The following is a 12,862-nucleotide window of genomic DNA, read 5'->3' as shown; positions in this document are numbered from 1 at the left end:
CCCGGCACGCCGGGCTGGCCGCCCGCGCCACGCTTCGCGGGAGCCTCACTCCTGGAGCTTTATCTCCTCCACCATCTCTGCCCCGAAGATGTCCTTAAGCAGCTTCACCTTGCCAGCCTCTCCGGCCCCGGCTTCCTTTTCCACCGGGGCAGCGACCTCCTTTTCCACGTCCTCCGGCGCCCGCCGCGGCGCCGTCTCCGGCTGCCGCTCGACGGCGCCTTCATCCTCGCCCGTATCAGGAATGCCCCCGGCCTCTCCCTCCCTTGCCGCCCGCCTCGACCGGACGGAGGAACCGCGGGACTTCCCCACCGGAGCGGGAGCCTCTGCCGACCCCCGGCCTCCCTCCTCCAGGACGGCGCTCACCCGCAGGGGCGCCCCCAGCACCTCCTCCAGGGCCCGCTCCACGACGCGCCTGTGGTTTTCCTTGCTCAGCTCACGGTAGTGAAAGGAGCGGTCGGAAGGGAAGGAGATCACCAGCTCGTCGCCCTCCAGGCGGAGGGGCTTTCCCTCCAGCAGCAGGGCGTGGGTCGGGACTTTTATCTCCCGCACTCGCTCCTTGACCCGAGCCCAGGACTTCCGCACCGCCGCCAGGTCCAGCCCGGCCGCGGAGGAGTCCTCGCGGGAAACGGCCGCTGCCGGTTCCTCGACTACCGCTTCCGGCTCCTCGCGGGGCCCTTCTGGTTCCGCGGCCACCTCCGCCGCTCCCGCCTCCGCCTTTATTTCTTCCGGCCCCGCGCCTGCCGCCTCCGCCTCCGTTACCGCCGCGGCCGCGCCCCCGGAGCGGGTCGCAGCCCTCCCAGTGCGGGCCTCCCCCCGGAGCGCCGCGGTGGCGGCCTCCCGGTGCGCCATCCCCTCCAGCTTTCCCTCCAGCCTCTTGAGGCGGGCGAGGATGGCCTCCGGGGTGCCCTCCAGGTCTTCCCGGGCCATGGCTATCAGGGCGCTCTCCAGGACCAGGCGGGGGGAGGAGGACTGCTTCATCTCCTCGCGGGCGCGCCCCATGGCGGCGATGAAGTGCAGGGTTCTCTCCGGCGAAAGGAGGGAGGCCTGCTCGCGCAGCCTGCGCAGGGAATCCTCGTCCACCTCCAGGTCCACCGCCCCGAGGTCGGCGTGCTGGAGGAGGAGGACCTTGCGAAAATGTTCCTGGACCTGGGCCGCGAAGTGTGCCAGGTCCCTCCCCTCCTCGTGAACCCTCTCGACCATGGAAATCACCGCCTGGAGGTCGCCCCCGATGAGCGACTCTCCCATCTCCAGCAGCACCTCGTCCTCTATGAGCCCCAGGAAGCCCGCGGCATCGGATTCCTCCACCACCCCATCCCCGTAGCTGGCCAACTGCTCCAGCGCCACCAGGGCATCGCGCACCGATCCCCTCGCCCGGCGGGCTACCAGGCGCAGGGCCTCCGGGGTGACCCGGTAGCCCTCCTCCCCGGCCACCCTCCGGAGGTACTCGGCCAACAGGGGGGCGGGGACGCTGCGGAAATCATGCCTCTGGCAGCGGGAAAGGATGGTCTGCGGGAGCTTGTGGGGCTCGGTGGTGGCCAGGACGAAGACCGCGTGGGCCGGCGGTTCCTCCAGCGTCTTGAGGAAGGCGTTGAAGGCCTCCTTGGTTATCATGTGGGCCTCGTCGAGGATGTAGACCTTGACCCGCGAAGAGGCGGGGGTGAAGATAACCCTCTCCCGCAGGTCCCGGATGTCGTCTATGCCGCGGTTGGAGGCCGCGTCTATCTCCACCACGTCCACCGAGGTGCCGTCGGTTATGGAACGGCAGGAGGAGCAATGGTTGCAGGGGTTGGGGGTGGGGCCCTCCTCGCAGTTCAGGGCCTTGGCCAGGATGCGCGCGGTGCTGGTCTTCCCCGTTCCCCGCGGGCCGGCGAAAAGGTAGGCGTGGGCGATGTTCCCGGAGCGGACGGCGTTGGCCAGGGTCCGGGTCACGTACTCCTGGCCCACCACCTCCTCGAAGGTCTGGGGGCGCCACTTGCGGTAAAGCGAGATGTAAGCCAATTCCTATCTTCTCCCGGCCTTCTAACATCGGATGATCGCGGGCAAATATATGTGATCGTGCACCCGCCTTCGACTCCCGACCCCGAGCGCTACGCCGGTAGCCTGCTCCGGTCAGGTTGGTCTGCGGCACCCGGGAAGATTTGCTTACCGCTGCTTCCTTCCGGACCTGACGGGGTTCGCAAGTTCCCGTTGCGCAGGACCCGACCTTCAACGCCGCTTGCCGGCGCGCCATACTCAAGACCGGAGAGCCTCAGTTGGGAATTAAGCCCCGCTATAGCGGATTGCGGGTACAGGGCACCGCTAGCTCCCCGCCTAGCACGATCACGTTATAAGTATAGCACGCTGCCGCGACCTCCGCCGCCGCCCGGCCGAAAGCTTTTCTCCTTTATGTGGAGTTCTCTCTAAACCTATTCTTTACGCGAACGCCGGGAGCGGAAACCCCGGCGTCGGGTTCCGCACACCCATCACCGGGAAGCCGCTACCCGCGACCTCCGCCCGGAGGCTGCCCGGCCCCCGGGGGAAGGGGAGGGAGGCCGGCGTGTATAATCGGCGTGTATAATAAGAGTTGAAGAGGGAGGCTGGATGAACGAGGAATCGGTAAGGGAACGGGCTTCCACCGGCATCCCCAGGCTCGACGAGATGATGGACGGCGGGCCGTACCGGGGTTCGGTGACCCTGGTTCTGGGGGCACCGGGAACTGGAAAAACCTGCCTGGGACTGGAATTTATCGCCAGGGGCGCCGAAGAATTCGGGGAACCGGGGCTCATAGTGACCTTCGAGCACTTTCCCAAGAAGCTCCTGCGCGACGCCATTTCCCTGGGCTTCGACCTCCAGGACCTTGAGCGCAGAGGCCTGGTGCGCATCCTCTTCACCTCTCCCGAGATCTTCTTCGAGCAGGCCCAGGCCTCCGGGGGGCTCCTGGACACCATGGTGCAGGAGCTGGGAGCGCGCAGGATACTCGTGGACTCCATCTCCCACCTGGAGAGGCTCACCCGCGACCCGGTAAAGATGCGGGAGATTGCCTTCACCTTCACCAACGCCCTCCTCCGGCACGGCCTCACCGCCCTGGTAACCCAGGAAGACCCGGGCATCACCGGCGACATGGCCGCCGCGCAGTACGGCATCTCCTACCTGGTGGACGCGGTCATCATCCTGCGCTACGTGGAGCTCGATTCCTCCATCGCCCGCGCCATGCTGGTGCTCAAGCAGAGGGCCAGCTCGCACGACAAGTCCATAAGGGAGTTTCGCATCACCGAACGGGGAATCCTGATCGGCGAGCCGTTCTCCGACCGGGAGGGGGTGCTCTCCGGCCTGCCCCGCAAGAGGGAGATCGACGCCTTCGTCGAGGTGTTCGGCCCCAAGGGGAAAGCCGGGAAGGGGGAGGTGAAGTAGGTGGCGGAAAAGATCCTCATCGTGGACGACGATCGCGAGATGGTGGAGCTGATCGAGCTCTTCCTGGGGAACGCGGGGTACACCACCGTCTCGGCTTTCTCCGGCGAGGAAGCGCTGGAGAAGACCTTCCGGGAAAAGCCCGACCTCATACTCCTGGACATCATGATGCCCAGGGTGGACGGTTGGGAGGTCCTTCGCCGCATCAAGAACGATCCCGAAGCGAAGGACACGCCGGTGGCCTTCATCACCGCCCGCACCCAGAACATCGATAAGATGATCGGGCTCTCGGTGATGAAGGCGGCGGGCTATATCACCAAGCCTTTCAGCAAGCAGGAGCTGCTCACCGAGGTGAGGCGCATCCTGGACGAGCGCAGGCGCAGCTCGGGCTCTTCCTAGGGACCCGGGCGCGAATTCTGGCCGAGAAGGGGAGAGCGGTGACGTCCTACGACTGGCTGAAGACCTTTTCCCTCTTCCTGTGGTTCTACAACACCTCCGCCACCGCCCTGGTGCTGGTCTATTTCTACGGAATATGCCGGCTGGCGGAGGACAAGTTTGGGGGTCGCACCTATCCTTTTCTCATCATCCCCTTCTTCCTCCTCATGGGGCTGAGCACGTTCATCTTCTCGGTGGGAGAATCGATAGTGGCCATATATCTTCACCTGGCGATCTGGCCGGCGCTGGCGGGCGTCTGCCTTTTCGTGGTGGTCTACCGGGCTTACCGCCTGATGCTGGGAAGATGATCTACCTGTCCTCGTCCCTGTACATCATCGGGCCCCTCTCCGTGGGGGCCATGCTGCTGCTGCTCATGTCCCTCAGTAGGAGGCTGGGAGAGGCCCTGGAGATACCACCCTATTACCGCCTCTTCGGCCTGTCGGTCTTCTTCTTCCTCCTCCCCCTGCCCGTCTCCTGGACTCTTCTCATGCTCGGGGCCTGGGGGCTCCCCGAACCCGACCCCCGCACCGGCCTGGTGATAAAGCTGCTGGTGGCCTCCATCCCCATGACCGTCGCCATATCCCTGGCCCTGCCCACCGTGGCCAGGTACTGGAGCTGGATATGGGGGGAGCTTCGCGGTGCCCGCCCGGAGGAAGGTGAGGGGGATGAACAGGCGCGTTAGCCCACCCCTTCTTGCCGCCTCAGCACCCCTCCTGCCGGCCCTGCTCTGCCTGGCCTTCACGGCGGCGGGTTGGAGGGCCGCAGGGGTGGCTTTCGCCGCCTTAACACTGGCATCGATTCCCGTTTCCACTTTCTTTCTCCTCAGGCACTCCGCCCGGCGGAGCCGTCCCGCTCACCCTTCCATGGTCCGGTGGGAAGCCTTCCTCTCCCTCCTCCCCGTGCCCGCCATACTGGTGGACGGGAGCGGGCGCATCCTGGGAACCAACGCCGCGGCCCGCGATCTGCCCCGCCAAGCGGGGCACCATGGCGCCCTGGAGCCCGGCGGCCGCCTCGACCAGGCCTTCCTGCCCCCCTTCTTCGGGAGCTGGTCCCTCTATCTGGAGAAGGCCCGTAGCCAGGGGGGGACCCTGGAGCGCGATTTCGAGCAGTACTTCCTCGAGGACCGCTCCGGGGTATGCCGCGTGCGGATAAGTCCGGCTAATACGGCTTCCCGGGAGGGGTCGCGGGGCGACCTCTTCCTGGTGCTCGTGGAAGACATCACCGCCGAGGCCCGGGAAAAGGCGGTTCTCAGGGAGGTCTCGGAACGCGAGGCGGGCATTTTCGAGAGCGTGCCCGTAAAGATCGCCGTACTGGACCGCAACTTCCGAGTCCTGCGCTGCAACCGGTCCATGCAGGAGTGGGTGATCGAGGCCATGGGCATCGATCCGCAAGAGCTCGAGGGGCTGCCCGCCCTGGACATCATGCCCCAGGAATTCCGTGCCGACTGGAAGCACATCCTGCGGCGGGTGTTGGTGGAGGGGCGCTCCTTCGAGCAGCCGCGGGTGCACCAGGTGGTGGGGGGGACGGACCACTTTCACCGCGTCCGCCTTCATCCCCTGCTGGACGAACAGGGCAACGTGCGGGAGGCCCTGCTCCTCTTCGAGGAGGTGAGCGAATACGTGCGCCTGGAGCGCCGTCTGGCCGAGACCACCGACTACCTCAACCTGCTCATCGAGAGCCTCAACGACGGTTTCTACGCCATGGACGCCGATGGCCGTTTTACCTTCTGTAACCAGGCCTTCCTGGACATGCTGGGCCTCGCACATCCCGACGAGCTCATGCGCAAGGAGCCCCGGGACGTCGTGGTCCCGGAAGAGGTGGACAAGGTGGAGCGGATGTTAGAGAGGCGTCGCCGCGGAGAGAAGGTCTTCTTCGAGACCTCGCTGCGCCGCGCCGATGGATCCCCGCTTCCGGTGCAGATAAGCTCGGCGCCTGTCTTCCGGGGAGGTAACCTGGTGGGTATCGTGGGCATCGCCCACGACCTCAGCGAGCGCCGGCGACTGGAGGCCATGGTGGAGCAGAGCCACCAGGACCTGGAAAGGGCCTACGAAGAGCTCTCCGTGCTGGACAAGATGAAATCGGACTTCATAGCCATCGCCTCCCACGAACTGCGCACCCCCCTCTCCATCATCAAGGGATACGCCGACGCCTTCCAGTTCGGCGAGCTGGGAGAGCTCACCCCCTTCCAGATGGACAAGATTCGGATAATCAACGCCCGAGCAGACCAGATGACCAAGATCATCAACGACCTCCTGGACATCACTCGCCTGGAAGAAGGCCGCCTGGTAGGGAAGAAATGGCCCGCCCCCGTGGAAGAGCTGATCGCCAACGCGGTCTCGGAATACGGGAACCAGGCGGCGGAAAGGGGATTGGGCCTCGTATCCTCCGTGGAGGAGGGGCTTCCCCCGGTGAGCGTAGACGTGTGGAGGGTCCACCAGGTGCTGGAGAACCTCATCGGCAACGCCATCAAGTTCACTCCCCCGGGCGGGACCGTGGAGGTCTCCGCCCGCCGCTCGCGGGAGGAGGGGATGGTGGAATTCGAGGTCCGGGACACCGGGCCCGGCATCCCCCTCCACGAGCAGAGGAGGTTGTTTACCATGTTCTACCAGGTGGAGACCGACTCCACCCGCTCCGCCGGCGGCCTGGGGCTGGGGCTGGTCATATCCAAGGGCATCGTGGAAAGCCACGGTGGTCGCATCTGGGTGGAAAGCGAGCCGGGAAAGGGGTCTTCCTTCAAATTCACCCTTCCCGTCCACGAGGGGGAATGAGACGTGCAGCCCATCTCCCGCGGTGACCGCGGACTTCCGGTGGCCGACGTCCAGAAAAGGCTCCACGAACTGGGTTATTCGCCGCCGGGCATGGAGGCGGAGATGCGCGAGCTCTCCTTCGGTGAGGCCACAGAGGCGGCAGTGCGCCAGTTCCAGTCCGCCCGCGGACTGCGACCGGACGGCCGCGTGGACGAGGTCACCTGGCGCGAGCTGGTGGAGGCCTCCTTCCGCCTCGGCGACCGCTTCCTCTACCTGCGCGTGCCGCCCTTCCGCGGCGACGACGTGAGGGAGCTCCAGTCCTACCTCAACCGACTGGGGTTCAACGCCGGCCGCGAGGACGGCATCTTCGGCCAGGACACCGACCGGGCACTGCGTGCCTTCCAGCACGACATGGGCCTTCCCGTGGACGGGATCGCCGGAACCTCCACCATCTCCTGCCTCCTGCGACTGAGGCACGCCATGAAGGAGACCAGCGTGGCCGTGGTCCATGAGGCCCTTAGGGACGGCGAGGACCGCGGCCTGAGGGAACGGCTAGTGGTGCTGGACCTCGACCCGGATCAGATCGAGCTCGCGGAGGCACTACGCCGTGCTTCCCTGGTTCTGCGTGATATGGGAATATTTACCATATTGACCGGGGGCCCCGCCGCGCCCGCGTCGGAGAGCCAGCGGGCCCAGGCGGCCAACCAGAGGGGGGCGGACGCGGTCGTTGGTTTCCGCCCCGGCGATTCCGACCGGGTCAGCGTCTTCTTCTTCGGAAGTAAAAAGTACTTCTCTCCCCGCGGCAGGCGGCTGGCGGAACTCGTGGCTTCCCGGATGAAGGATGCGCTCGGCGTCCCCGTGCCCTCTCCCGAGGCCCGGAGTTACCCCCTGCTGAGGGAGACCCGCATGCCCTGCGTGGTCGTGGAATGGCCTCCCGGCCTGGAAATACCGGCGGGGCTGGGCCCGGCCCTGGCGGGGGCAATCGCCGCCTACTTCAATCCTCCCGAGGATAAGGGGGAGAGCTCCTGACCCTCAGCGGCACTCCGCGCGTACGGATGGTAGTGGGGATGCACCTCGTGGGGGAACTCGTAGGGGAAGCGCAGGGCCGGCTTCAGGAAGGCGGGGGCTCGATGTCCTCGATGATCACCTCCACATCCTCCACCTTCACGTCGGTAAGGCCCTCCAGGTACTCCCGTACCTTTTCCCTCACCTCCCGCGCCAGTGAAGGAAGGTTCACCCCGTATTCCACCCTCAGGTGGACGCCCAGGCGGTATGCCCCCTCGACGTTTTCCACCTTGATGCCCTTGTGCACGAACTCCCGCTTCACCCTGGAGGCCAGGCTGTCCACCGGGCTGCGGTAGCAAGATACCACCCCCGGCACCTGGCAGGCCGCCTGCGCCGCCAGGGTGGCGATGGCCTCCCGGGACACCTCCACGCCCTCGCCCTTCATGGTCACCTTAGAGCTCCTTGGTCCCATGCCTTATGGAGCTTATAACCACCGTGCCGTCGGACACGTTGAAGCGCATGGTCCGTCCGTAATTGCCTCCGGTGTCCTCCGCCACTAGGGGGATTTTAAGCTCCCGCAGCGTCCTCTTGGCCGCCTCCACGTTCCTCTCCCCTATCTGCATCCCGATGGCCGGGCCGGGAACGTTCTTGGGGTTGGTGGCGCCGGGGATGGTGAACATGCAGGCTCCGCCAGCTATCTTGGCCTTGATGTCCTTCCGCCGGGATCCCAGCTTCTCCATCTCCTCCACCATGGCCCTTATGGCGGTGTCGGCGCAGCGGCCCGGCTTCCCCGGCTTGCTTATGGCCCTGGAATCGGGCAGCATGATGTGGGCCAGGCCGCCGATCTTCTTCTTCTCGTCGTAAAGGGCCACGCCCACGCAGCTCCCCAGGCCGAAGCTGGCCAGGATGTGGGGGTTGTGGGTCACGTAGTATTCGGCCACGCCCACGTTGATCACTTTCTCGGTCAGGGTCTCCTCCGTCAATCCGCCGTCACCCCAAGCCTTCCCAGGATGATGTCCAGGGACCCCAGGTCCGGGAACAGGATCAGGTGTCCCCTTATCTTGTGCTGCAGGACGTCGAATTCCGTCTCGATGACCAGGACGTAGTCCTCGGACTGGCTTATCTCCACCAGGATGAAATCGATGATGGCCCCCGCCATGTCCATGGCGAAGCCGGGCACTGAGGGCTTCAGGAGTATGCCGGTCATCTGGGAGAGGGCGTTGAGGTAGGAACCGGCCAGGATGCTTCCCGTCTCCTGGAGGGCGGACTGTTCTACCACCGTGAGCTCCCCGCCCTCCGTGCCGGAGACCATGAGGTGGGCCAGCTCCCGGGCGCTGTGCTCCTCCAGCAGGAGGAGCATGCTGCCCGAGGCGTCTCCGCTTATGTGCAGGTAGATGCCCACCACCGGCGTCTCCGCCCCGCCCACCAGGTCGGAGACCTTGACCAGGGGGACCAGGGAAGCACGGGGTACGCTCAGCATCACCTTCTTGTCCACCATGGTGGAAAGGGCTACGGCGGCGTTTCCCGAGCCAATGTTCCCCACTTCCCTCAGCGCGTCCAGCTGGAGGGGGGTAAGCCCTTTCCTTTCGGCCATGACTCCTCCTTTCCCGGTCCTCGTGCCCGACGCCCCTGTATTATCAGGATATCAGGCTCGGTATGTCCAGTATGAGCGCCACCTCGCCCGTGCCCAGGATGGTGGCGCCGCCGAAACCCTTTATCCCCTTCAGGAACTTGTCCAGGCTGGTGATGACGATCTCCTGCTGCCCCAGCAGCTCGTCCACGGCTATGGCCACCGTGCGAGGCGTTACCTCCACCACCACCACGGGGAAGGTTCCCCGGCCGTCCTCGTCCGGCAGGCCCAGGCAGCGGGCCAGTCTCAGCAGGGGCAGGGTCTCGTCGCGAAGGAATATCACCTCCTGGTTGGAGACGTACCTTATCTCGTGCGAGGATACCACGGCCGTCTCCGAGACCGTCCCCAGGGGGATGGCGTAGGTCTCACCCTGCACCCTGACCAGCAGCGCCTGGATGATGGCCAGGGTGAGGGGCAGCTTCATGGCGAAGGTCGTCCCCTCCCCCCTGCTGGTCTTCATGACCAGCATCCCCCCGAGGGACTCCACCTTGCTGCGTACCACGTCCAGGCCCACCCCCCGTCCCGAAACCCCGCTCACCTCCTGGGCGGTGGAGAAACCCGGCGTGGTCAAGAGACGCAGGATGTCCTCGTCGCTGAGACTCTTCTTCTCCTCCGGGGACACCAGCCCCGCCCGAACCGCGGCCTCGTAGATCTTGCGTTCGTCGATCCCCTGGCCGTCGTCGGAGACCTCTATGGACACGTAGTTGCGGTCCCTCCTGGCGGCCAGCCGGATGCTGCCCCGCCGGGGCTTTCCTCGTGCCTCCCTCTCCTCCGGGCTGTCTATGCCGTGGTCCACGGCGTTGCGCAAGAGGTGCATAAGGGGATCGCTGATCTCGTCCAGGATGGTTCGGTCCAGTTCGATGTCCCTCCCCTCCATGGTGAAATCGATCTCCTTCCCCCGGCTCTTGGCCAGGTCGCGCACCATGCGCGGGAAGCGGTTGAAGATATGGTCTACGGGAACCATGCGCGTCTTCATCACCTCATCCTGGAGATCGGCGGTGAGGCGCGCCGTCTGCGCCAGGGCTTCCTTGAGCTCGGGAATGTTGTAGGAGGAGGCTATCTCCTGCAGCCGGGTACGGTTTATCACCAGCTCCCCGATGAGGTTCATGAGGTTGTCCAGCCTGGCGATGTTCACCCTGACGCTCTGGGTGCGCACCGGTGCCGCCACCGGATGCTCGAGCCCGGGAGGTGGCTCCGGAGCCACCCTCTCGACGGCCTCCCGCGATTCCTCCTCCGCCTCCACGACCGCGGACTCCCCGGCGGCCAAGAACTCCACGTCCGAGACCTCGGCTATGGTCATCAGGTCGCGACGCAGGCTTTCCTCGCTCTCCGCGGTGAGCAGGCTGACCTCGAAGGAGCGCTCGAACTTCCCGTCCTCCAGCTCCTCCATGGAGGGTTGGGAGCCGGTTATCCTTCCCACCCGGGAGAGCTTCTTGAAGATCATGAACACCCGCACCGACTTCAGGGCGCAATCCCTGTCCAGGGTCACCCGCAGGCGCACCTCCCTCTCCCTTCCGGGGGGCCTTTCCGCCCCCTCCCCCGGAAGGGCCCCGGCCTCTCCCACCCCTTCTCCGCTCGGGCTGGGCGCCTCGCGGTCTTCCGACTTGCCGTATCGGACCGCGACCTCGTAGGAGGGCCTCCCTCCTCCGGAAGCCTCCCGCAGGGCCTGGATGACCGGCTGGGTGTCCACGGTCCGGCCGCTCTCCTCGGCTATGGCCGCCAACATGGACCCCAGGAGGTCGAGGCAGCTGAAGAGGAGATCCACGATTTCGGTGGTGGCCTCCATGTCCCCGCTGCGCAGCCCGTCGAGGACATTCTCCATCTCGTGGGTCAGCTCCGTCAGCTGGTCGAAGCCCATGGTGGCGGACATACCCTTCAGGGTGTGCGCGGATCGGAAGATCTCGGTGAGCACGTCGGAGTTCCCGGGATCCTTTTCCAGTTCCACCATGGCCTGGTTCAGGGCTTCGAGGTGTTCCTGGGCTTCGTTGATGAACAGTTCCTTGTACTGGGAAACGTCCATGTCCATGGGCCGTCACCTCGAAGGCTCCTGCTCGGGCGCCTGCAAAAGCTCCAGGACCTTCTCCGGTATCTTCTCCAGGGAGACCACCCAGTCCACGTGGCCCCTGTCGATGGCCACCTTGGGCATGCCGAACACCAGGCAGCTTGCCTCGTCCTGGGCGATGGTGCTTCCCCGGTTCTTCTTTATCCTTTCCATCCCCCTGGCCCCGTCCGATCCCATCCCGGTCATGATTACCCCGATGGTCCGGGGGCCGAAGGTCTCGGCGGCGGTGATCATGGTGGTGTCGATGCGGGGGGTGGCCCCGGTGCGGTTGGCGGAATCCATGAGCTCCACCCTCCCCAGCCCGCTGCGGTCCAAACTCACGATGAGATCCTTCCCCCCGGGGGCCACCAGTACCGTTCCCGGCTTGATCTCCTCTCCCTCCTCGGCCTCCCGGATCGGTAGTTCCGATATGGCGTTTAGCCGGGCGGCGAAGGAGCGGGTGAAAACGCTGGGCATGTGCTGGACGATGACTATGGCCGCCGGGATGTCTCGGGGAAACATGGGCATGATCTCCGCCAGGGCGCGCGGCCCGCCCGCCGATGCCCCGATGACCACCAGCTTCTCCTGTCTCCCGGGCTTTATAACCGGAAGGGCCCTTCTCCTCTCCCTGGGCTTCGGGTAACCCCTTTTCACGCGTTCCCGGGCCTGGAAGGCCGTTTTTATCTTGAGGATTACTTCCTCCCGCACTTCCTTGACCGCCGAGGGATAGTGGGAGGGCTTGGTGATGAAGTCCACCGCCCCAAGCTCGAGGGCCTTAATGGTGGCCGCCGCCCCCCTCTGGGCCATGGCGCTGAGCATCACCACGGGAAGGGGCATCTTGCGCATGATGTATTCCAGGGCGGTGAGGCCGTCCATCTCGGGCATGTGGATGTCCATGGTCATGACGTCGGGTTGGAGTTCGGCGACGGCCCGGATGGCTTCCACCCCGTTGGCGGCTATTCCCGCCACTTCCATGTCCGGATCGTCGTTTATGATGTCCTTCAGGAGCTTGCGCACCAAGGCGGAATCGTCGACTATCAGCACCCTGATCTTGCGGGGCAAAAAATCCACCTCCTCCCCTTCAGGGGAGAAACGCTCAGCTCTTGAGCGCTTTCTCGACCGCCTCGATGACCTTCGAGGGCTGGAAGGGTTTGATGATGAAGTCCTTTGCCCCCGCCTCGAGCGCCTCCACCACCAGCGGCTGTTGGCCCATGGCGCTGCACATCAGTATCTTGGCGTTGGGGTCTATCTTCATGATTTGCCTGACCGCCTCGATGCCGTCCATCTCGGGCATGACGATATCCATGGTCACCAGGTCCGGCCGCATCTCCTTGTAGCGCTCCACCGCCTCCACGCCGTTCTCGGCCTCTCCGATCACCTCAAAGCCGTCCTTGGACAGGATATCCCGGATCATCATGCGCATGAACAGGGCGTCGTCGACGATCAGAACGGTCGGCGCCATCCTCCCCTCCTTTCCCTTTGGTTTATCGGAGTCCCCGGTACTCGCTTTCTTCCCGGCCATACCTCTCAGCTCCCGTCCTCTTGATGTTTACCGACGTATCCAGTGACGCCCCGGCCGCTTTGGGCTGCCGACCGGGATACTGCATTCCTATCTAT

13 protein-coding genes and 1 other RNA gene are annotated in these 12,862 nt (G+C 65.2%); 6 read left to right on the top strand and 8 right to left on the bottom strand.

The window, feature by feature from the left end; genetic code table 11:
* Window positions 1–45: 45 nt before the first annotated feature.
* Together dnaX and ffs are read right to left on the bottom strand one after the other, a co-directional pair.
* Complete coding sequence (gene dnaX / locus QME84_04515) at window positions 46–1,998, bottom strand: DNA polymerase III subunit gamma/tau (protein MDI6873529.1); 1,953 nt, start codon at window positions 1,996–1,998, stop codon at window positions 46–48.
* A gap of 55 nt (window positions 1,999–2,053) precedes the next feature.
* Window positions 2,054–2,319: signal recognition particle sRNA large type (gene ffs / locus QME84_04510), an RNA gene on the bottom strand.
* Between the two features lie 261 nt (window positions 2,320–2,580).
* Here ffs and QME84_04505 point away from each other — a divergent pair.
* From QME84_04505 to QME84_04480, 6 genes are read left to right on the top strand one after another with little or no spacing between them, the layout of a single operon-like run.
* Complete coding sequence (locus QME84_04505) at window positions 2,581–3,390, top strand: ATPase domain-containing protein (protein MDI6873528.1); 810 nt, start codon at window positions 2,581–2,583, stop codon at window positions 3,388–3,390.
* The gene (locus QME84_04500) at window positions 3,391–3,786 is read left to right on the top strand and encodes a response regulator (GenBank protein ID MDI6873527.1); all 396 of its coding nucleotides are present in this window, start codon (window positions 3,391–3,393) and stop codon (window positions 3,784–3,786) included.
* 38 nt (window positions 3,787–3,824) lie between these two features.
* Window positions 3,825–4,130, top strand: a complete 306-nt coding sequence (locus QME84_04495; GenBank protein MDI6873526.1) for a hypothetical protein — start codon at window positions 3,825–3,827, stop codon at window positions 4,128–4,130.
* Complete coding sequence (locus QME84_04490; GenBank protein ID MDI6873525.1) at window positions 4,127–4,504, top strand: hypothetical protein; 378 nt, start codon at window positions 4,127–4,129, stop codon at window positions 4,502–4,504. Before QME84_04495 ends, QME84_04490 begins: the two co-directional genes overlap by 4 nt.
* The gene (locus QME84_04485) at window positions 4,488–6,590 is read left to right on the top strand and encodes a PAS domain-containing protein (GenBank protein ID MDI6873524.1); all 2,103 of its coding nucleotides are present in this window, start codon (window positions 4,488–4,490) and stop codon (window positions 6,588–6,590) included. Before QME84_04490 ends, QME84_04485 begins: the two co-directional genes overlap by 17 nt.
* 3 nt (window positions 6,591–6,593) lie before the next feature.
* Window positions 6,594–7,598, top strand: coding sequence for a peptidoglycan-binding protein (locus tag QME84_04480; GenBank protein ID MDI6873523.1), 1,005 nt, complete (start codon window positions 6,594–6,596; stop codon window positions 7,596–7,598).
* An 82-nt stretch (window positions 7,599–7,680) separates the two neighbouring features.
* On the opposite strand, the gene QME84_04475 is transcribed toward QME84_04480, so the two are convergent.
* The 6 genes from QME84_04475 to QME84_04450 are packed head-to-tail and all read right to left on the bottom strand — an operon-like array spanning window position 7,681 to window position 12,707.
* Window positions 7,681–8,019 (bottom strand): Asp23/Gls24 family envelope stress response protein, encoded by a 339-nt coding sequence (locus tag QME84_04475; protein MDI6873522.1) that lies wholly within the window; start codon window positions 8,017–8,019, stop codon window positions 7,681–7,683.
* A 7-nt stretch (window positions 8,020–8,026) separates the two neighbouring features.
* Window positions 8,027–8,542: a chemotaxis protein CheD gene (locus QME84_04470; GenBank protein MDI6873521.1), complete on the bottom strand. Its 516-nt coding sequence runs from the start codon at window positions 8,540–8,542 to the stop codon at window positions 8,027–8,029.
* Between the two features lie 11 nt (window positions 8,543–8,553).
* The gene (locus tag QME84_04465) at window positions 8,554–9,168 is read right to left on the bottom strand and encodes a chemotaxis protein CheC (GenBank protein MDI6873520.1); all 615 of its coding nucleotides are present in this window, start codon (window positions 9,166–9,168) and stop codon (window positions 8,554–8,556) included.
* 43 nt (window positions 9,169–9,211) lie between these two features.
* Entirely contained in the window at window positions 9,212–11,230 is a 2,019-nt protein-coding gene (locus tag QME84_04460) for a chemotaxis protein CheA (protein MDI6873519.1), read from the bottom strand.
* Window positions 11,231–11,236: 6 nt separating this feature from the next.
* Window positions 11,237–12,316 (bottom strand): chemotaxis response regulator protein-glutamate methylesterase, encoded by a 1,080-nt coding sequence (locus tag QME84_04455; protein MDI6873518.1) that lies wholly within the window; start codon window positions 12,314–12,316, stop codon window positions 11,237–11,239.
* Window positions 12,317–12,341: 25 nt separating this feature from the next.
* Window positions 12,342–12,707: a response regulator gene (locus QME84_04450; GenBank protein ID MDI6873517.1), complete on the bottom strand. Its 366-nt coding sequence runs from the start codon at window positions 12,705–12,707 to the stop codon at window positions 12,342–12,344.
* Window positions 12,708–12,862: the final 155 nt, after the last annotated feature.

It is taken from the genome of Actinomycetota bacterium (assembly GCA_030019255.1).
In the GTDB taxonomy this organism is placed as follows: Bacteria; Actinomycetota; Geothermincolia; order Geothermincolales; family RBG-13-55-18; genus Solincola_A.
The sequence above is the reverse complement of the archived record's forward strand: the minus strand, read 5'-3'. Positions and strand labels throughout refer to the sequence as shown.

Excerpts from the sequence above, each read along its gene's own strand:
- QME84_04460 (MDI6873519.1), bottom strand. The coding sequence starts at position 11,230 with ATGGACATGGACGTTTCCCAGTACAAGGAACTGTTCATCAACGAAGCC.
- QME84_04485 (MDI6873524.1), top strand. The coding sequence starts at position 4,488 with ATGAACAGGCGCGTTAGCCCACCCCTTCTTGCCGCCTCAGCACCCCTC.
- QME84_04475 (MDI6873522.1), bottom strand. The coding sequence starts at position 8,019 with ATGAAGGGCGAGGGCGTGGAGGTGTCCCGGGAGGCCATCGCCACCCTG.
- QME84_04490 (MDI6873525.1), top strand. The coding sequence starts at position 4,127 with ATGATCTACCTGTCCTCGTCCCTGTACATCATCGGGCCCCTCTCCGTG.
- QME84_04505 (MDI6873528.1), top strand. The coding sequence starts at position 2,581 with ATGAACGAGGAATCGGTAAGGGAACGGGCTTCCACCGGCATCCCCAGG.
- QME84_04465 (MDI6873520.1), bottom strand. The coding sequence starts at position 9,168 with ATGGCCGAAAGGAAAGGGCTTACCCCCCTCCAGCTGGACGCGCTGAGG.
- QME84_04450 (MDI6873517.1), bottom strand. The coding sequence starts at position 12,707 with ATGGCGCCGACCGTTCTGATCGTCGACGACGCCCTGTTCATGCGCATG.